General features: G+C 53.2%; 21 protein-coding genes. 8 read left to right on the top strand and 13 right to left on the bottom strand.

The annotated features are described in order from the left end of the window. Positions 1-5: 5 nt before the first annotated feature. The 5 genes from F552_RS0112175 to F552_RS0112155 form a co-directional block, all read right to left on the bottom strand. Positions 6-1,457 (bottom strand): DNA recombination protein RmuC, encoded by a 1,452-nt coding sequence (locus F552_RS0112175; protein ID WP_211208274.1) that lies wholly within the window; start codon positions 1,455-1,457, stop codon positions 6-8. Between the two features lie 174 nt (positions 1,458-1,631). Then, a complete protein-coding gene (locus F552_RS0112170) occupies positions 1,632-2,195 on the bottom strand; it encodes a YceI family protein (RefSeq protein ID WP_018152025.1) in 564 nt (187 codons plus the stop codon). A 73-nt stretch (positions 2,196-2,268) separates the two neighbouring features. Then, positions 2,269-2,823 (bottom strand): YceI family protein, encoded by a 555-nt coding sequence (locus tag F552_RS0112165; protein ID WP_018152024.1) that lies wholly within the window; start codon positions 2,821-2,823, stop codon positions 2,269-2,271. A gap of 4 nt (positions 2,824-2,827) precedes the next feature. Continuing rightward, positions 2,828-3,373 (bottom strand): cytochrome b, encoded by a 546-nt coding sequence (locus F552_RS0112160; protein ID WP_018152023.1) that lies wholly within the window; start codon positions 3,371-3,373, stop codon positions 2,828-2,830. Positions 3,374-3,596: 223 nt separating this feature from the next. Continuing rightward, a complete protein-coding gene (locus F552_RS0112155) occupies positions 3,597-5,510 on the bottom strand; it encodes a DUF294 nucleotidyltransferase-like domain-containing protein (protein WP_018152022.1) in 1,914 nt (637 codons plus the stop codon). A gap of 214 nt (positions 5,511-5,724) precedes the next feature. Here F552_RS0112155 and astE point away from each other — a divergent pair, with 214 nt between their 5' ends. Then, positions 5,725-6,765 carry a succinylglutamate desuccinylase gene (gene astE, locus F552_RS0112150; RefSeq protein ID WP_018152021.1) on the top strand — a complete coding sequence of 347 codons (1,041 nt, stop codon included), beginning with the start codon at positions 5,725-5,727 and terminating at the stop codon, positions 6,763-6,765. A 12-nt stretch (positions 6,766-6,777) separates the two neighbouring features. On the opposite strand, the gene fliR is transcribed toward astE, so the two are convergent. The 7 genes from fliR to F552_RS0112115 form a co-directional block, all read right to left on the bottom strand. Continuing rightward, positions 6,778-7,572: a flagellar biosynthetic protein FliR gene (gene fliR, locus F552_RS0112145; RefSeq protein ID WP_018152020.1), complete on the bottom strand. Its 795-nt coding sequence runs from the start codon at positions 7,570-7,572 to the stop codon at positions 6,778-6,780. 17 nt (positions 7,573-7,589) lie between these two features. Next, positions 7,590-7,859 carry a flagellar biosynthesis protein FliQ gene (fliQ, locus tag F552_RS0112140; RefSeq protein ID WP_018152019.1) on the bottom strand — a complete coding sequence of 90 codons (270 nt, stop codon included), beginning with the start codon at positions 7,857-7,859 and terminating at the stop codon, positions 7,590-7,592. A gap of 65 nt (positions 7,860-7,924) precedes the next feature. Continuing rightward, positions 7,925-8,647, bottom strand: coding sequence for a flagellar type III secretion system pore protein FliP (gene fliP, locus F552_RS0112135; protein WP_018152018.1), 723 nt, complete (start codon positions 8,645-8,647; stop codon positions 7,925-7,927). A gap of 13 nt (positions 8,648-8,660) precedes the next feature. Further along, positions 8,661-9,101 (bottom strand): flagellar biosynthetic protein FliO, encoded by a 441-nt coding sequence (gene fliO, locus F552_RS19295; protein ID WP_018152017.1) that lies wholly within the window; start codon positions 9,099-9,101, stop codon positions 8,661-8,663. A 15-nt stretch (positions 9,102-9,116) separates the two neighbouring features. Beyond that, positions 9,117-9,551 (bottom strand): flagellar motor switch protein FliN, encoded by a 435-nt coding sequence (fliN, locus tag F552_RS0112125; RefSeq protein WP_018152016.1) that lies wholly within the window; start codon positions 9,549-9,551, stop codon positions 9,117-9,119. Continuing rightward, positions 9,544-10,545: a flagellar motor switch protein FliM gene (gene fliM, locus F552_RS0112120; RefSeq protein WP_018152015.1), complete on the bottom strand. Its 1,002-nt coding sequence runs from the start codon at positions 10,543-10,545 to the stop codon at positions 9,544-9,546. The genes fliN and fliM overlap by 8 nt, the downstream gene beginning before the upstream one ends. A 49-nt stretch (positions 10,546-10,594) precedes the next feature. After that, positions 10,595-11,092 (bottom strand): flagellar basal body-associated FliL family protein, encoded by a 498-nt coding sequence (locus F552_RS0112115; RefSeq protein ID WP_018152014.1) that lies wholly within the window; start codon positions 11,090-11,092, stop codon positions 10,595-10,597. A gap of 359 nt (positions 11,093-11,451) precedes the next feature. Between F552_RS0112115 and F552_RS0112110 the strand changes: the two genes are divergently transcribed. The 7 genes from F552_RS0112110 to ispH all read left to right on the top strand — a co-directional run bounded on the left by F552_RS0112110 (position 11,452) and on the right by ispH (position 18,794). After that, positions 11,452-11,820 carry a response regulator gene (locus F552_RS0112110; RefSeq protein ID WP_026182664.1) on the top strand — a complete coding sequence of 123 codons (369 nt, stop codon included), beginning with the start codon at positions 11,452-11,454 and terminating at the stop codon, positions 11,818-11,820. After that, complete coding sequence (locus F552_RS0112105; RefSeq protein WP_018152012.1) at positions 11,817-12,431, top strand: chemotaxis protein CheC; 615 nt, start codon at positions 11,817-11,819, stop codon at positions 12,429-12,431. The genes F552_RS0112110 and F552_RS0112105 overlap by 4 nt, the downstream gene beginning before the upstream one ends. Before the next feature lies 1 nt (position 12,432). Then, positions 12,433-13,395, top strand: coding sequence for a sensor domain-containing diguanylate cyclase (locus tag F552_RS0112100; protein ID WP_018152011.1), 963 nt, complete (start codon positions 12,433-12,435; stop codon positions 13,393-13,395). A gap of 120 nt (positions 13,396-13,515) precedes the next feature. Beyond that, positions 13,516-14,487: a bifunctional riboflavin kinase/FAD synthetase gene (locus F552_RS19290; RefSeq protein WP_051078311.1), complete on the top strand. Its 972-nt coding sequence runs from the start codon at positions 13,516-13,518 to the stop codon at positions 14,485-14,487. An 83-nt stretch (positions 14,488-14,570) separates the two neighbouring features. After that, positions 14,571-17,366: an isoleucine--tRNA ligase gene (ileS, locus tag F552_RS0112090; protein WP_018152008.1), complete on the top strand. Its 2,796-nt coding sequence runs from the start codon at positions 14,571-14,573 to the stop codon at positions 17,364-17,366. Continuing rightward, on the top strand, positions 17,359-17,868 hold the full coding sequence (gene lspA, locus F552_RS0112085) for a signal peptidase II (protein ID WP_018152007.1): 510 nt from the start codon (positions 17,359-17,361) through the stop codon (positions 17,866-17,868). Before ileS ends, lspA begins: the two co-directional genes overlap by 8 nt. Beyond that, the gene (gene ispH, locus F552_RS0112080) at positions 17,865-18,794 is read left to right on the top strand and encodes a 4-hydroxy-3-methylbut-2-enyl diphosphate reductase (RefSeq protein WP_018152006.1); all 930 of its coding nucleotides are present in this window, start codon (positions 17,865-17,867) and stop codon (positions 18,792-18,794) included. Before lspA ends, ispH begins: the two co-directional genes overlap by 4 nt. Here the strand turns inward: ispH and F552_RS0112075 are convergent. Beyond that, the gene (locus F552_RS0112075) at positions 18,778-19,443 is read right to left on the bottom strand and encodes an energy transducer TonB (protein WP_018152005.1); all 666 of its coding nucleotides are present in this window, start codon (positions 19,441-19,443) and stop codon (positions 18,778-18,780) included. The genes ispH and F552_RS0112075 overlap by 17 nt on opposite strands.

Below are 19,443 nucleotides of genomic sequence, written 5' to 3'. Positions count from 1 at the left end.
CCCGTTTAATCCGTACTGCTGCCCAGCGTAGGGGCTTCATCTTCCAGTTCATCCAGCTGCACATGCTCGATGGCGGCAAAGCGGCGGGTAATCTTCTGGCTGGTAATGTGCACATCCTGCACATCTTTGTGCGCCTGTTCGATGTGGGTCGCCAGATTCTTCATCCGTTTGTCAAAGCGCAAAAACTCCTCTGCCAGCTTCACCAGCTCTTTCTGCATGACATGCAGCTGTTCCCGCATCTGAGCATCCCGCAGCACGGCACGGGCGGTATTCAGTACCGCCATCAAGGTGGTTGGCGATACAATCCATACCCGCTTTTGCTGGGCATAGTTGACCACATCTTCATGATAAGCATGAATCTCTGCAAAAACCGCTTCTGCCGGCACAAACATGACCGCACCGTCAGAGGTTTCTCCCGGGATAATATATTTGCCAGAAATGTCATCAATGTGCTTTTTAATGTCTCGCACAAACTGGGTGCGCGCCAGCTTGCGTTCTGATTCATCCGTGGCATCAAACATGCGCTGGTAGTTTTCCAGCGGAAACTTGGCATCCACCGCCACCTTGCCAGTTGGCGCCGGCAGATCCAGCAGGCAATCCACCCGTACACCGGTCGACAGCGTTGCTTGAAACTCGATGACCTGTTCCGGCAGCAGGTTACGCACCAGATGCTCCAGCTGCACTTCGCCAAACGCCCCGCGCGAGCGCTTGTCGCCCAGCAGTTCCTGCAGGCTGATCACATTGGTGGTCAGTCCGTCGATTTTCTTCTGGGCTTCATCGATCACGGCCAGGCGCACCATCACGCTGGCAAAGGTCTCGTTGGTCTTCTTGAAGCCTTCTTCCAGGCGCTCATTCACCTTGCCGGAAATCTGCTCAAGTCGTTCGGCGACCATCTGGTTCAGTTTTTCGATATTCCCCGTCAGGGCCTCGGTTGCAAGCTTCATGGTATTTTGCAAGGCCACCTGGGATTGCTGCCCTTGCTCAGCCAGCGACAAGGCCAGTTTTTCCAGTAACTCGCCCCGCAAACGGTCTTGTCTGGACTGCAGGTCCAGCGTCAAATCCCCAAGGGATTGCTGCATGGCATTTTGCACGATAGCCAAACGCTCTTGCTGATAACGTGCCAGCTGGTCCATCCCTTGCCGGGTCTGAGTCAGCTCCAGGCTCACCGCCTGGCGCAAGGATTCCCCGCTGGCCTGCACCATCTGGCGCAAACGCTCTGCCAGATCCAGCTGTCCACGCTGCTGCCGCTCGCTGCCATCCTGCAAGGCACCAGACACCCGTTCCGCCTGCAAGGCCAGTCCCTGCTGCATGTCCATCAGCATCTCGCGGTGACGTTGCTCCATGGCGTCGGCCGTTGGCAGCGCCGCCAGTTGCGCCTGCATTTTCCGTAGCGTCAAAAAACAAACGGCAGCCAGAAGCGCTGCCATGGATGTCATCACGATAAGTAGCAAATTCACCACTGTCATTTCCTAACGGTTATTCCAAAAAATTCATTCTGCCCCGGTTACCCGCGCATGGCTGCATTTTAAACGAATCCCTCATGTACCGTATGATTTAAAGACAAATGACAAAGGGCGCACCAGGCGCCCTTTGTCATGCAGCAGAATACATCCGCTGAATCGCTTTACTGCTTATGACTTTACCGCTTCAACCTGTACGCTGATCTTGATGTCGTCACCAATGGCTGGCAGGAAGGTCATCATGCCAAAATCAGAACGCTTGATCTGGGTAGAGACTTCTGCACCGCATACATCCTTCTTCATCATTGGGTGCATGGCGCATTTGAAGTTCTCGACATTCAGTTTTACCGGCTTGGTCACACCCAGCATGGTCAGATTGCCTTCTGCGGCGACCAGCTTGTCACCCTGGAATACAAACTTGTCCGCCTTGATGGTCGCTGTCGGGAATTTTTCCACATTGAAGAAGTCCGGGCTCTTCAGGTGGGCATCACGCTTGTCGTAGCCAGTGGTCAACGAGGTCGTATCGATAACGGCATCCAGGCTACCGGATTTAGCGGCCAGATCCAGCTTGATGCTGCCAGAAGTTTTGTCAAAACGGCCACGGGTGATGGAGTAACCAAAGTGACTGACTTCAAAGCTTGGGTAGGTATGGGTAGCATCCAGTTGGTAGGTATCCGCAGCAAATGCAGCAGAACCCAAAGCAGCAACAACCAGACCAGCAAACAGTTTCTTCATGAACATATCCTTAACAAGGTAAAGCGGGCACAGACCCGTCAGCATAAACAGACAAACAACAATCCAGACAACGTTATGGGTTCACCAGCAAATGGAACTTCACATTCACAGCATCGGCGACGGTATCCGTATCTTTCCAGACCCCGTCCCCCACCAGAAATTGCAGACGGTTCACCACCGCCGTTCCATCCAGCAACAAGGCTTTACCTGCAGGCTTGGCGGTAAAAGTCACGACCACCGGCAGCGTCTTGCCCTTTAGCGTCAGCTTGCCGGGTGCCTGGAACTTGCCACCGGCAATCGCATTAAAGCCAGATGCCACAAAGCGGGCCTTGGGTGACTTGGCACTATCAAACCAGACGGGTTTGGCAAGCTCGGTCGTCGCATCCGGGCTACCGCCATAGACAGACAACAAATCAATTGCGATATCTGCATTGCCGGCCGCCGGCTTGGCAGGGTCAAAACTCACAGTGGCAGCAAATTTCTTGAAGCTACCTTCCACCGGAACGGCCTCTTGCGAGAAGGTAAAGCCCAGCTGGCTTTTGGACAAATCCACAGACTGTGCAGACGCCATGCCAGCCAGCAATGCCAAACTGGCAGACAACAACCACTTTTTATTCAATTGTTTCAATTGATTAACTCCGTTTTACTGACCAAGGCAACATTCTTCCCAGCACCTCATCCCGATCGATGAAATGATGTTTAAACGCCGCCAGAATATGTAAGCCGATCAGCACGAGCATGGTCCACGCCAACGCGCCGTGCAGGTCTTGCAGGTTCTGTCCCAGCATCTCGTCCTTGCCTACCAGGTCAGGCAATTTCCATAGCTTCAGGTACACCACCGGAAACCCGAGTGCCGAGGTCGACAACCAGCCCACCAGTGGTACGCCGAACATCAGTCCGTACAGTGCCCAGTGTGTCAGGTGGGCAACACCCTTTTCCCAGGTTTTCATGTGAGTCGGCGAAGCCGGCGCACCTTTGAACAAGCGGTTCAACAGACGGAACAGCACCAGCGCCAACACGGTAATCCCTATCCACTTGTGATAGGCATACCAGCTAAATTTTTGCGGTGACATGGGCAGATCGGTCATGGTGATCCCCAAGCCAAAGGCTGCCAGCATCAAACCGGCTACCAGCCAGTGCAACAGTTGTGATAGCAACGGATACTTTTCCAATTGCATGATGTTTCCTTTAAATACGATTGAGACCTATTTACACTTTTATCACCACAAGAACAGTCTATCTGCTTGCTCAAGGACTCTTGTAGTGCGTTGTTTCATGCATTATGAATGCGCCGCCGGGAAAAGGTTCCTCAGGCAGCGCGTAAATGCGGTCTCTGGAGGCAGTTCGAGCATTCTTGCAGAAATACCCGACCACCTTGCTGAAATAAACTGAAAGGCAAGTTCAGATAATTTGAAAGTACTTCTGTGCGAGGTTCTGCAACTTCCGGGCCTGACGGAATGACTCCTTCAAAATCCGCCGATCCAGATCATTCAGGTCTGTCAGCCTGAGCCAGTTGGACAATGGCTCGCCACGCCCGAGCTGCTGCTGGTGCAAGCGCACCCTCAGCATCTGGATAAAATGAAAAGCATCTATCCATGCTTCGACCACATGCGTGTCCAGCCCCCAAATTTCACCTGCCAGCCGCAATCTGGCTGGCGTATTGGTTTCGGTCAGACCAGCCTTCAAAGCAAAGATGCGGGCAATATCCACAAATGGCGTAATCCCCTGTTTTTTCAGGTCCAGCAAGCCAGCCTCTGCCCCTGAGTCCGGCACCGAGATTTCGCCAAAAAAACTCAGGGGAGGACGGAACCCGCGCGCATTTTGCGACATTTCCTGAATAAACAGCCGGGCATCGTGCAGCAACTCTTTTAACCCGGCATGCAGCTTGTCCGCGAGAGAGCGGTTCCCATAAATGGCCCGGAAATCAAAATAAATGCTGGCATTGAGCAACTCTTGAGGCGAGCCTTGCTGTATCCAGGTCGCGAAGCGGTTGGTCCATTCCATCACGCTCAGACAGCAGGCCGGATTTCCCGCCATGACATTCCCTGAACACAGCGGGAAGCCAATCGCCGCCAGCATCTGGTTTACCTTGACGGCAGCCGGCAATAACGCCTGCCGGACGGCCTCATCCGACATACCGTCCGGTGCCACAAACACCAGTCCATTATCCTGATCCGTCGCCAGGGTCTGTTCAATCCGCCCTTCACTGCCAAATGCCAGCCAGCAATAACTGACGCCATCCGGTACGGCATCCCGCAGGCAGATCGACAATACCTGTTCGGTCAGGACATCATTCAGTGTGGATACAATTTGCGTCAAATGCTCGGCAGACACCCCCTGCGCCAGCATGTTGAAAGACAACTGACGGATGTCCTTGCTGGCCTGCAACAGTTCAGATTCGGTCGTCGCCAACCGGATTGACTGCCCCACCTGCCGAAGACTGGTACGCTGCAACCCGAATAGATCACGCTCAGATACCACGCCGACCAGCCGCTCCTGTTCCACCACCAGAACGTGCCGCACACCATGGCGGGCCATTGTCAAAGTAGCCTCCAGCACAGAGGCATGGGACGGCAATGTCACCAGCCCCTGGCTCATCACCATGGAAATCGGCAAGGTCGGATCGGTTTGTGGCACCGCCACGCGGTTCAGCACATCCTGCAAGGTAAACAACCCTACCGGATGCTCATGCTCATCGGTAATGACCATCGATCCAATGCGGGCATGATCCATGGCCTGCATCACCTGATAAATCGGGGTATCGGGCAGACAGTGCACCGGCGCCCGGCGCAGGATATGGCCTAGGGCAGTCTGCATGGAACCCTGCTCACGCACAGAGTGCGCAAACTCAGCCTGGAACGTGCGTTTGGAAGCTTCCAGCAGGCTCGCCAGCCGGCGGGTACAAAAATCAGAGAACACAGCAGACAACTGGACCAGTTCGCGGAAAACCGCCCCCGGCACTTCAAGGCAGCGAGTATTGGCATTGGCGCGATACACACCGGTCACCGGCCGATGCAGTAACAACGCCCCCAGCGGAAAGCATTCACCTTCGGTCAACCACCAGATCGGCTCTTGCTCTACCGTGTTATGCCCCATCAAGGGCTGCTCGCCCAGCACACTACCCTGCAACACGATAAAGAACGTATCCCGGTCACCCTGCTCAGGCGAAATCAGAATACTGTCGTGCGGATAATCCACCAGCGTTGCCGTTTCCAGCAAACGGTCGAGATGGCTGGCACTCATCGCCCGAAAAGGTTCATGGTCACGCAGGAATGACACCACCTCTGCCAGAACCTCGTTAGACAAGCTTTTCATCCGTTTCCCCTATCCGCAGCCGATACGTATCTGTATCGGGACAGCATAACCAGCGTTTCTGCAACATACAACCGTACCGCACCATTTTTAACGGGCCAGACGCCGCCCAGATGCGCCATGGAGTGTCAATTATGCGGCACCAGCCGCCAGCCTTGCTGACAACCCCATACAATGAACGACCATAATGCCTAAACGCCACTTACAGGGTTTTGCCATGCATCAAATCGCCCCCAACTTTCTGAAAGACTTCCTGAATGCCACGCTAACGGGCAACCAGCCAGACAAACCGTCCAGCGGCGCCCTGCCGAACGGAGCAAGCTGGCACTGGATAGGCGAAGGTGCCCTTGTCTGGCAACCGGCCAATCCGTCGCTTCGCCAGCGCGACATCGTGATTTCGAGTGGTGTTCACGGAGATGAAACTGCGCCCATTGAGGTCTGCAACCAGCTTATTCAGGATCTGGCTGCCGGTAATCTGGTAGCCCAGAACCGTATTCTGTTCCTGTTTGGTAACCTGCCAGCCATGCGGGCAGCCAAACGCTACCTCGACGATGACCTCAACCGGCTATTTTCCGGCAAGCATGCCACCATGACCCAGAGCCGGGAGGCGCCAAGGGCTGCCCAGCTGGAAAACTGGGTGAAGACGTTCTTTGAAGAGGCCCCGCCAGCGACCAATCCAGTAGAGCGCTTGCATCTGGATCTTCACACTGCCATCCGGGGTTCGCGTTTCGCCCGTTTTGCCGTCGCACCTTACAAACCAGGCCCTTTACTGGCACAAAGTACGGTGGACTGGTTACAACGGGCAGAAATTGACGCGGTGCTCCTGAACGCCAAACCTGCCGGTACCTTTAGCTACTTCACCAGCAATGCCTTCCAGGCAAAGTCACTGACACTGGAACTGGGCAAAGTAAGGCCATTTGGCCAAAATGACCTGAGCCAGTTTGCAGGCATTCACAAAGGGTTGCAGGAACTGATAACCGGTGACGCCGCAGCCCAGGTCGCTCACCCGTTGCATGTATTTCAGATCGCAGGTGAAATCGAACGCAGAACAGTGGATAACTTCCAGCTGCACATTGCCGATGATGTGGAGAATTTCACCCCGTTTGCCAAAGGCACCGTACTGGCAGAAGACGAAAATTACCAGTATGTGGTTCAGCATGAAGAAGAGCGGATCGTGTTTCCGAACAGAACCGTCAAGCCTGGTCTGCGCGCAGGCCTGATGGTCGTAGAAACCCGTTTGGAACAACACGTCGGTTAGACGGGGAGTTGTTTAACCGGCGACCGGACGGAAAGCTTTTAACAACTCCATCTCGAACCTTACCATCTGGTCAAATACACCACCGAGAATCGCTGGCATGGCAGGCAAGGCAAAATACAGGGCGGCAAAGCCAACCACCAGCGTAATCGGGAACCCCACCGCAAACAGGTTCATCTGTGGTGATGCCCTTGCAATGACGCCAATCACCAGGTTGGTCATCAGCAGCGTCGCAACCACTGGCAGCGCCAGCACAATGCCAAGGCTGAAGATCTTTTCCGCGTAATACACAATGGACGAAAAGGCGCCTGCCGCCACCGGGGATGGGCTGATCGGCAACACGTGAAAACTTTCCACCAGCGTCGCCAGCATCATCAGATGCCCGTTCATGGCCAAAAACAGCAACGTCGCAAAAATGCTCATCAACTGGCCAATCACCGGTGTCTGTGCACCATGCACCGGGTCAATCTGGGCAGCAAATGACAGCCCCATCTGCATGCCCGACAAGTTACCCGCCATCTCGATCGCCGTGAAGGTCATGCGGCTGACAAACCCCATGGATACCCCCACCACCATCTGCTGCATCAGCAACAACAAGGCAGACGGCCCGCTTGGCTGCCCTAGCGGCAAGGTTTCAAGAGACGGTGCAACCACTACGGTCAAGGCAACGGCCAGCCCAATGGTGACACGGCGGGGAATGGTACGGATAGAAAAGATCGGATCAACGGCGAGGAAGGCCAGAATGCGCACCAACGGCCAGAAAAACTGGTTGATCAGAAAATACAGCTGTTCTTGGGTAATACTGATCATATGCCAGGTCGCATGGCTTAACCGATCAGGTTAGGAATATCGGTAAACAGGCGGATGGTATAGTCCGTCAGCACCGACAGCATCCACGGCCCCGCCAACACAATGACCAGAAAGGTAACGATCAGCTTCGGGATAAAAGTCAGTGTCATTTCGTTGATCTGGGTCGCCGCCTGGAAAATGGACACCACCAGACCGGTGACAAGCCCTGCCAGCAACATGGGCGAAGCGACCATGATCAACACCATCAACGCGCGCTCAATCAGCGTAATCACCATTTCGGGCGTCATTGACTTACCCCTTTGCAATGCATAACTGCGTCATCATGACTTACCATCGTAACATCCAGTGATGACTATACATAAAAACTCTTCACCAGCGAGCCAATCAGCAATGGCCATCCATCCACCAGCACAAACAGCATCAACTTGAAAGGCAGGGAAATCGTCACGGGCGAAATCATCATCATCCCCATCGACATCAGCACCGACGCCACCACCATGTCAATGATCAGGAACGGGATATACACCAGAAAACCAATCTGGAAAGCTGTTTTCAGCTCACTGGTCACATACGCCGGGATCAACGCCTTCATGCTGATATCGTCAGGGCCATTCGGCTTGGGACTATTCGACAGTTCGATAAACAATCCCAGGTCTTTTTCCCGGGTCTGCTTCAGCATGAACGCCTTCAAAGGTTTGGCACCGGCATCAATCGCCTGGTTAAACGTCATCTGGTCCTGGGAAAAAGGCACATATGCCTGCTGGTAAATCTGGTCCAGCGTTGGAGACATCACAAAAAACGTCAAAAACAGCGCCAGACCGACCACTACCTGGTTGGGGGGTGCCTGTACCGTACCAATGGCCTGTCTCAGCAGCGACAGAACAATCACAATCCGGGTAAAGGCCGTCATCATCAGCAAGGCGGCCGGTAGGAAAGTCAGCGAGGTAAGCAGCAGCAGCGTCTGAATGGACAAGGTATATTCAGTACCGCCGCCAGGGGTTGGCTGGCTGGTAAATGCCGGCAAGGTATTGGCGGCCCAGACAGGCCCCAACCCCAATGCAAGAAACACCAACAATCCGAGAATAAGTTTATGGCTTGACTTGGTCATTCGGTAACTTACGTTTTAGCGCGAGTTGCAGCCATTGCTGAAATTTGGCAGGTGCATCTTGCGAAGGAAGTTGCTCATCCACTGCAGGGCGAGGTAATTCGGTGAGCAGGTTGACGGATTGCGGCGTCACACCCAGCACCAGCCATTTATCGCCAAGCTCTACCACCACCACCCGCTCTTTGCCGCCCAGCAAAGTGCCACCAATGAGTTTTAAGGGCGAACGGGTACCCGGCATGCCCACCGACAAGCGTTTCATGGCCCAGACAGCGCCGACGACCAATACCAACACAAACCCGAGGCTAAGGGCGACCTGGAAAAAATACCCCAGTGAGAGTGGCGAAGCAGAAGAAGCACTGCCTCCCAGTACGATAGCAGGCAGCGTCAAGCCAGCCAGCAGCATCCATTGGCGATTCACACGCATGAAAGTGCTAGCCACTTATTTGTGAAGACGGCGAATACGTTCTGCCGGCGTGATGATATCCGTCAAACGGATACCAAACTTGTCGTTAACAACTACTACTTCACCCTGCGCAATCAGGCAGCCATTCACCAATACATCCATGGGCTCACCGGCCAGGCCATCCAGCTCTACCACAGACCCTTGCGCCAGCTGCAACAAGCTGCGAATCGCAATTTTGGTGCGCCCCAGTTCAACCGTCAGGCTCACCGGAATATCCAGAATCATGTCCAGACTGCCGGGAGTACCCGTTGTTACCGACTCATTGAACTGCGGAAACAGGTTCGTTGCAGGCGCTGGTTCAGCCGGTTTTTGTGCAGCAGCCGCATCAAAAGCCTCTTGCTCGGCCAGCGCAGCGGCCCAATCATCCATCCCGGAATCTTCAGTACCTTGAGTATCGTCTGAATCAACCATTTTCTTCCCCTGCATTCATCATGATGTCTGTGCCGGCCAGTATTTTTTCTACCTTTAAGGCATACTGCCCGTTCAGAATACCGTAGCGGCATTCTAACACTGGCACACCATCTACTTCAGCAACAATTGCTTCAGGAATATCAAGAGAAATCACATCGCCAGCCTTCAGATTGACAATCTGGCCCAGCGTCACGGGTGCGGACCCGAGATTGGCAATCAGATCCACCTCTGCCGCCTGCACCTGATGAGACAATAATTTCACCCAGCGGTCATCAGACTCGGCCCTGTCAGCCTGCATGGAGCTGTACAGCAAATCACGTATCGGTTCGATCATCGAATACGGCAAACAGACGTGGAAATCACCACCACCCGAGCCCAGTTCAATCTTGAATGACACCGCGACCACCACTTCCGTCGGGGTTGCAATGTTGGCAAACTGGGTATTCATTTCCGAACGCACATACTCGAACTCGACGGGATACACCGGCAACCAGGCCTTTGCATATTCCTCAAACACCAATTGCAGCATCCGCTGAATGACCCGTTGTTCAGTTGGGGTAAAATCACGGCCCTCCACCCGCATGTGGAACCGGCCATCGCCGCCAAACAGGTTATCCACCACCAGAAACACCAGGTCCGGATCAAAAATGAACAGGCCCGTGCCTCTTAGTGGCTTGATGTGTATCAGGTTCAGGTTGGTCGGCACCACCAGGTTACGGATGAACTCGCTGTATTTCAGTACCCGCACGGGTCCGACAGAAATCTCGGCGTTACGCCGCAAGAAATTAAAGATGGCAATGCGGAAATACCGCGCAAACCGCTCATTGATGATCTCATAGGTCGGCATCCGACCACGGACAATACGTTCTTGACGACCAATATCATACTGGCGCACGCCACCAGCGTCAGAGACTTCCTCAGACGAGTCCTCTTCTCCGGTTACCCCCCGGAGAAGCGCATCAACCTCTTCTTGTGACAGAATATCGTCAGCCATGGCCTCTACGTACCTGTATCAATCCTGATGAGACTCTGCAAAGACACGCTTATCTGTCTTCCAGAATCAGGGAAGTAAATGCAATACTCTTTACCCCGGTTTTTGGCGATTTTGCGCCAATGACTTCGTTCACCTTGTCTCTTACTTCTTCCAGAAGCTTGGTTTTGCCTTCAGGCGTAGATAGCTCGCTATATTTCTGGCTTCCCAGCAGCATGATGATTTCACTCTGGATTTTTGGCTTGAAGGCATCAACTTCTTCTACCTTCTTGGCATCCGCCACTTCCGCCTGAATTTCAACCGACATCACGCCACGATGCTCGGGATCGCCATCCACATTCACGACAAACCGGTCAATCTTTACAAATACAGGGGGTTTCTTCTCACCCTCGTCTGCGGGTGCGTCCGCTTCTGCTGCATCGCCTTTTGCTTCGCCCTCAGCACTCGCCGCTTTGGCCGGATGCTGCTTGGACATAAAGAACCATACGCCGCCACCTACACCTACCAAAACCAGAAGCACCGCAACGACTATGATGACAATTTTTTTCATTCAACCCTCTGACTACCAAGACCAATTAGCCCATACCATAACATACGGGCGCAACAATGTATTTTTCAAAGCTCACTGATAACCGAATTCTAATTAAAAAACAACACTTTTCCAACACTTCTTGATGTTCTTTGTAAGAAGAACACAGTCATTTGCGCAGATATGCGCAAATAACAAACATGACATGGTTGTATTTTTAAAAAATACGAGCCTATACTTGCGGATAAATTTTGCTGACCTGACAAACGACATTTTGACAGAATCGTTATCCATGTAATATGTAATTTATCCAATACACGCGCGCATTACTTTATTACATAGCAATATAACAACGAAAACAACACATCAGACCGCTATCCATGACGACACCCATACTTGTAGTTGATGATTCTCCCATGGCCAGAAAGATGCTTATCAAGGCATTGCCTGAAGGCTGGGATGTAAGTATTTCTCAGGCGGGCAACGGCCTGGAGGCTCTGCAAGCATACCGCGAAGGCAAAGCGGAAATCATGTTTCTTGACCTGACCATGCCGGAACTGGATGGTTTTGGCGTACTGGAAGCCTTGCGAACCGAAGGCATGAATACCTTTGTGATTGTCGTGTCCGCGGATATTCAACCCATCGCCCAGGAACGGGTCAAAGCGCTGGGGGCAATTGCCTTCCTGAAAAAACCGGTCAATGCACAAGACGTGTTGCAGGTACTGAAACAATACGGGGTCACGTTATGACGATTTCCTTGCTTACCCAGGACCAAAAGGACGTATTGCAGGAAGTCACCAACATTGCGATGGGGCAAGCCGGCAATTCACTGGCCCAGTTATTAGGCACATTTGTCACCCTGTCAGTTCCAAGAATCAATGTTGTGGATGTCGCCGACATCAACGACACTATCGGCAAGATTCTGGGGGACCACGTTGAGGTGTCAGCTGTCAGGCAAGCCTTTCTGGGTAGTTTCAGAGGCGAGGCGATCGCCATTTTCCATAAAGACAGTCATGGAGACATTGCCGACCTGATGGGTTACGAAGGTGATCTGTCAGAGGCGCAAGAAGACGAGCTGCTGCTTGATGTAGCCAATGTCCTGATCGGCGCCTGTCTGACCGGCATTGGTGAACTACTCGGGGCAAGCATGAGCTTCTCGGCTCCTTCCATGATGGCCAAAAGCACACCGGTGCAATCCTTGTTCCAGCCAGATCAGCTCACTTGGCGTTGTGCATTGGTGGTAGAAGTGAACTTTGCCCTTGAGGCCAGAAACTTCACCTGTCACCTGACACAACTCATGCCGGAAGAGTCCATCAGCACCCTGCAGACTTCGCTAGACGATTTTATGGAATCCCTCTGACATGACAGATATTTCTGTCGCTGCACTGGCTCCCGCCGTTATCGACAACATAGAGGCAGGCGTATTTATTGTTGATCAGGCATTTAACATCGTGATGTGGAATGCCTACCTGCAAAAGCACAGCGGTCGCCTGGAAGGTGAATTACTGAGCAGAAACCTGTTTGAAGCCTTTCCCGAACTACCGGAAAAATGGCTGAAAAAGAAACTGCAAAGTGTATTGCTACTCAAGAATTTTGCATTTACTTCTTGGGAGCAGCGCCCGTGGCTATTCAGGTTTTCGCACAATCGGCCGATCACAGGCGGCATAGACTGCATGCGTCAGAATTGTGTTTTCACCCCGCTAAAACACCCCGACACCGGTTTGGTAGAGTATGTATCCGTCACCATTTTTGATGTCACGGATACGGCCATCTACCAGCAGCAATTAACAGAAGCACTGGCGAAACTGGAAGAAAGCAACGTCACGGACGGCTTGACCGGCATCTACAACCGGCGCCACCTGCAGCAGCGTTTCCAGAGCGAATTTGGTCGCATACAAAGACATGGCGGAACACTGACCCTGATCCTGTTTGACTTGGATCATTTCAAGCGAATCAATGACACCTACGGCCATCTGGCAGGCGATGACGTCCTAAAAACCGTTGCCCAGGTGATCAAAAGCCTTGTCAGGACGGAGGATGTTGCCGCCAGATACGGCGGTGAAGAATTTGCGGTTTTGCTGCCAGACACCGGTTTGAATGGTGCCATGACACTCGCAGAACGTATCCGAGCCCAAATTGCGGCCACCCCCGTCACCAGCGGCCAATCGACCATTGACGTCAGGGCCAGCCTGGGTGTCGCCGAATATACGTCCGAGATGAAAAATCACGAACAGCTGATTAACTCGGCAGATCAGGCGCTCTACGAAGCCAAACACAACGGCCGCAATCAGGTTCGAGCCTTCACCCCTACTTCATCAACCTGATTTTCAGGCAAAACGCCCCTCAAAACTGTGTCTAAGATGGCGAATTCGGCATTTACGTCTTCAAGAGACTAGACCCACTCCCCAAGCCCCGATAAAATCTTGTTTTTCAAAGAGGTAGTTATGCGGGTTCACAGGGGACTTCATGCTTCGCCAGGCTTGCCTTGCGCAGTGACGATCGGCAATTTTGATGGCATCCATCTCGGACACCAGGCCCTGCTTCGTCGTCTCAAGCAAGAAGCACACACCCGTGGGTTGAGCACATCCGTCATAACCTTTGAGCCTCATCCAAAAGAATTCTTTACGCCGCAAGCGGCTCCCGTCCGTTTGACGTCTTTGCGAGAAAAACTGGAGCTGTTCCGCTCCATGGGTATCGATACGGTCTATGTCTATCCGTTTCGGGCCAACCTTGCCAGCCAAAGTGCCACCGAGTTTGTCGAGAAACAACTACTGGCCCAAATCCAGACCCGGTACCTGTTGATTGGCGATGATTTCTGTTTTGGTGCTAAACGCCTGGGTAACTTTGCCTTGTTGTCACAGTACGCCGATCAAGGGGTATTTGAACTGGATGCCATGCATACAGTGGCTTGGGAAAACCTGAGAGTCTCCAGTACCAATATTCGTCTGGCGCTGGAAAAAGGCGAACTCGAAACTGCAGCCCAAATGCTGGACCGCCCCTACCGGGTAAGTGGCAAAGTCGTCCATGGCAACAAGCTGGGCCGCACCATCGGCTTTCCGACGGCAAACATCCAGATCAAGCATAACCGTCCTCCCTTGTCCGGCATTTTTGCCGTGTCTGTAGATGGCATCGCGGACAGACCGCTTGCCGGTGCCGCCAGCTTTGGTGTCCGCCCGACAGTCATGAATAATGGACTGCCGACGCTGGAAGTCTTTTTGCTGGATTACAGCGGTGACCTGTATGGCACCCATGTGGGCGTCCGCTTCCATAAGAAACTGCGGCAGGAAGAAAAATACCCGGATCTGGATACCCTGATTGCCCAGATTCACAAAGATGTTGATCAGGTCAGAACCTTTTTCAATGAGCACCCCCACCTGCTGACAGCAGATGCCAGCCCGCTCCTGAAAACCTATTAAAAATTGTTTATTTTATTCATGCTTTTAAGAAAAGACGTCCAACATCATGTTGGCATCTTATCCATAACAGGATTTAACCCATTATGACGCAAGCCAGTGACAAGCCAGACTACAAAGGCACTCTTAACCTGCTAGATACCACGTTCCCGATGCGTGGCGATCTCGCCAAACGTGAACCTGGCATGCTGAAACAATGGATTGATGAACAACGCTATCAGCGGATTCGCAAGGCCAGTGCCGGCCGCCCTAAGTTCATCCTGCATGATGGCCCTCCGTACGCCAACGGTGACATTCATATTGGTCATGCGGTCAATAAAATCCTGAAAGACATGATCGTCAAATCCAAGACACTGGCTGGCTTTGACGCGCCTTACGTGCCAGGCTGGGATTGTCACGGCCTGCCTATCGAACACAAAGTCGAACAGACCCATGGCAAGGCGCTGCCTAAAGCCAAGTTCCGGGAACTGTGCCGGGAATATGCCGAGTCGCAAATTGCGCGCCAGAAAGCCGACTTCATCCGCCTGGGCGTAATGGGTGACTGGGACAATCCGTACAAAACCATGGACTTCAAAACCGAAGCCGAGATTGTCCGCACCCTTGGGAAAATCTACCAGAACGGTTACATGGTAGCTGGCAAGAAGCCGGTCCACTGGTGTGTTGATTGCGGTTCATCGCTGGCAGATGCAGAAGTCGAATACGAAGACCGTGTTTCTCCTGCCATCGACGTTGCCTTCCGGGTGACAGATGCAGACAAAGCCAAACTGGAGCAAGCCTTTGGTGTATCCATTGGCGATGCAGCCGCTTATGCCGTGATCTGGACCACCACCCCATGGACTTTGCCTGCCAACCAGGCCGTCAGCGTACATCCAGACTTCACCTACGATCTGATTGAAACCCCGGCTGGTTTGCTGATTCTGGTACGAGAGCTGGCAGAAGCCGCCATCCAGCGTTACGGTTTTGAATCGGTAGAAGTCGTTGGTCAGGCCAGCGGCAAGGCGCTGGAAAATATCCGCCTGCAGCATCCGTTTCTGGACCGTACTGTTCCACTGATTCTGGGCGACCACGTCACGCTGGAAGCCGGTACCGGCCTGGTACATACCGCGCCAGCACATGGTCAGGAAGATTACATTGTTGGACTGAAATACCATTTGCCGATCGACAACCCGGTCGGTGGTGATGGGCGTTTCCTCACCGGCACTGCCTTTGTAGAAGGCAAAAACGTGATGGAAGCCAACCCGGTGATCGTAGAAATCCTGACCGAACGCCAAGCTCTGTTGTGCAATACCAAGCTGAAGCATAGCTACCCGCATTGCTGGCGCCACAAAACCCCAATCATTTTCCGCGCCACCAGCCAGTGGTTCATCTCCATGGACAAAGAGATGCCGGATGGAAAAACCCTGCGCGACAAAGCCTTGGCCGCAGTAGATGCAACAGAATTCTTCCCGTCATGGGGTCGTGCACGTCTGGAAGCCATGCAGAAAAACCGCCCTGACTGGTGTATTTCCCGCCAGCGTTTCTGGGGGGTACCAATGACCTTCTTTGCTCACAACGAGACCGGTGAATTACACCCAGACTCGTTGGGCCTGCTGGAAAAAGTTGCCCAGCGCATCGAGCAAGAAGGGATTGAAGCCTGGTGGAATATCGACAGCAAAGAATTGCTGGGTGAAGATGCTGCCAAATACACCAAACTGCCAGACACACTGGACGTATGGTTTGACTCGGGCTCTACCCACTTTGCGGTACTGAAAACCCGTCCTGAACTGGCACACCCGGCAGACCTGTATCTGGAAGGCTCAGACCAGCACCGTGGCTGGTTCATGTCCTCCATGCTGACCGGTTGTGCCACTTTTGGCCAAGCGCCGTACAAGCAATTGCTGACCCACGGCTTTGTGGTAGATGGCCATGGCCGCAAAATGTCCAAATCTCTTGGCAATGTGATCGTCCCGCAAAAAGTCATCGACTCACTGGGTGCGGATGTGTTGCGCTTGTGGGTTGCATCTACAGACTACTCTGGTGAGCTGACCATTTCGGATGAAATCCTGAAACGGGTGACTGAGGCTTATCGCCGCATTCGCAATACCTTGCGCTTCTTGCTCTCTAACCTGACCGACTTTGACATCCAGAAAGATGGCGTCAAGGTAGAAGACATGCTGACGCTGGACCGTTATGCCTTGGCGCTGGCCAGCCAGTTGCAGAACGACAACATCCTGCCACACTATGACCGGTATGCGTTCCACCAGGCAATGGCCTCTATCAACACCTGGTGCTCGGAAGATCTGGGCGGCTTCTATCTGGATGTACTGAAAGATCGCCTGTATACCTCTGCCGCAGGCTCACATGCCCGCCGCTCAGCGCAAACGGCGCTGTGGCACCTGACCAACAGCCTGACCATCATGCTGGCACCGGTGCTGAGCTTTACCTGTGAAGAGGTATGGGTAACGCTGGGTCACAATGACAGCGTGTTCGAACACCTGCATCACAGCTTCCCGACAGTAGCAGACAAAGATGCATTGCTGGCGCAATGGACACTGATCCGCGACCTGCGCAGCCAGGTTACCAAGGTACTGGAAGGTCTGCGCACAGAAGGCCAGATTGGCGCATCCCTGCAAGCAGAAGTCAGCATCCACACCAATGGTGACTTACTGAACGCCCTGCAATCTATCGGGGATGATCTGCGATTCGTCTTCATTACCTCGGCAGCAACCGTCGTAGAGTCCGCCGGGGAAACCCGCATCGAGGCTGTGCCAACCAAGTACACCAAGTGCGAACGCTGCTGGCATTATCGCGCTGATGTAGGTGCCAATGAAGCGCATGCCCACCTGTGTGGCCGCTGCGTCAGCAACCTGCACGGTGCTGGAGAGTCTCGTCAGCATGCCTAATACAGGAGCCGGATCGGCCAGCCGGTACATTGGCTGGCTTGCAGTTGCCTTACTGGTGATCTTGCTGGATCAAGTCAGCAAGATCACCATTGTGTCGAACCTGCATGATTATCAGCTGATTCGTTACACCAGTTTTTTTGACCTGGTGCTGGTTTACAATACTGGTGCAGCCTTTAGCTTCCTGGCGCAGGCCGGTGGCTGGCAGATGCTGTTTTTCTCGGCGCTGGCGCTGGTCATTAGCGTCATCATTGCCATTGCGCTGTGGAGACACCAGCATCAAAGCCGCTTCTGCATGGCACTTGCCGGTATCATGGGCGGCGCATTAGGCAATGTCATTGACCGCCTGCGCCTCGGGAAGGTCATCGACTTTCTGCAACTCCATATCGGTACGCATTACTGGCCGGCATTCAACATTGCTGACTGTGCCATTGTTGGCGGCGCCATGCTATTGGTACTAGACAGCTTTCTGAGTAAATCGGACAAACACGGAAATACACCATGACCACGCATCAGATCATGCTCGCCAGCCCACGCGGCTTCTGCGCTGGCGTAGACAGGGCAATTAGCATCGTTGAACAGGCACTGGCCAAATTCGGCGCGCCCATTTATGTACGGCATGAAGTGGTGCATAACCGTTTTGTGGTGGATAGCCTGAAAGCCAAAGGCGCCATCTTCATTGACGACCTGAAAGATGTGCCCAGCGGTAGTACGCTCATTTACAGCGCCCATGGCGTATCACAAGCCGTACGCCAGGAAGCAGAGCAAATGGGGTTGACCATTTTTGACGCCACCTGCCCCTTGGTCACCAAAGTGCATCTGGAAGTCAAAAAACTCCGCGCACAGGGCTTCGAGATCATCATGATTGGCCATGAAGGCCATCCGGAAGTTGAAGGCACCATGGGCCAGACCGATGGTGGCATGTATCTGGTTGAAACCCCGGACGATGTTGCACGGCTAACCGTGACCACCCCTGACAAACTGGCGTATGTCACGCAAACGACGCTGTCTGTAGACGATGCCAGCATCGTCATCAACGCCCTGCGCGAGAAATTCCCGGCCATTGTTGGCCCTAAAAAAGACGATATCTGCTACGCCACCCAGAACCGGCAAGATGCCGTCAAACAGCTGGCCGCCCAGAGTGATGTTGTTATCGTGATTGGCTCCAAAAACAGCTCCAACTCAAACCGCCTGCGCGAAGTAGCACAGCAGAGCGGCATCCCGTCCTATATGGTGGATAATGCCAGCGAACTTCAGCAGGCATGGGTCGCGGGCAAAACCCGCATCGGTATTACCGCTGGCGCTTCAGCACCTGAAGTGTTAGTGGAAGGCGTTGTGGAACAACTGAAACAATGGACCGAGGGCGAGATAAAAACCCTGAAAACGGTAGAAGAAAACGTAATCTTCAATCTACCTAAGGGACTTGCCTGAGCGGGACTTGTTTTAGTGTTTGGCTAGTGTCACTGGATGCATTGCCATGCGCTGGCAATGCATCATAGTGCAGGTTGATGATGACAAAATAGCGGGCAGGCTTTTGCAACACTCTGCCCGGCTCCAGATGCAATGTCTGCAAATATGTCAGAACCTGCTGCTCCATCAGTGGATTACCCAAGCTAGATACCAGTACTTCTGTACTCGCCACGCTACCTGACTCATCCACCAACAGCTTCACTTTGATATCACCACTCTGGTTGAACGCTGACAAGTCCGGAGGATCCAGCATGAGGTTCTGCTTAACTACTGCCGAGTTATCTAACGCCGCCAACGGATAAACGGGCAAAGAAACATCCCCTTCTCCCTGGCTGGTTTCGCTTTGCATGGGTAATGGTTCTGTCTGAGAGGTCGTGATTGGCGCTTGAGCAGGCATTTGCCAATCACCGCGGTGATTGGCGGTGACAACCGACGCCTGCTGATCTAGCTGGTGCACATGTCGTAAAAACCGGATCGTCAGTGTTGCCGCTCGACCTCCATGCGCTGCTTCACCACCGATATCAACATAACTGAAAACCAGCAGATGCAAAGCACACGAAGCCAGCAAGGATTTAAAGAAAACGGGCTGCTTGCGATACAAGCAGCCCAT

It is taken from the genome of Leeia oryzae DSM 17879, assembly GCF_000376945.1.
Lineage (GTDB): Bacteria > Pseudomonadota > Gammaproteobacteria > Burkholderiales > Leeiaceae > Leeia > Leeia oryzae.
The sequence above is the reverse complement of the archived record's forward strand: the minus strand, read 5'-3'. Positions and strand labels throughout refer to the sequence as shown.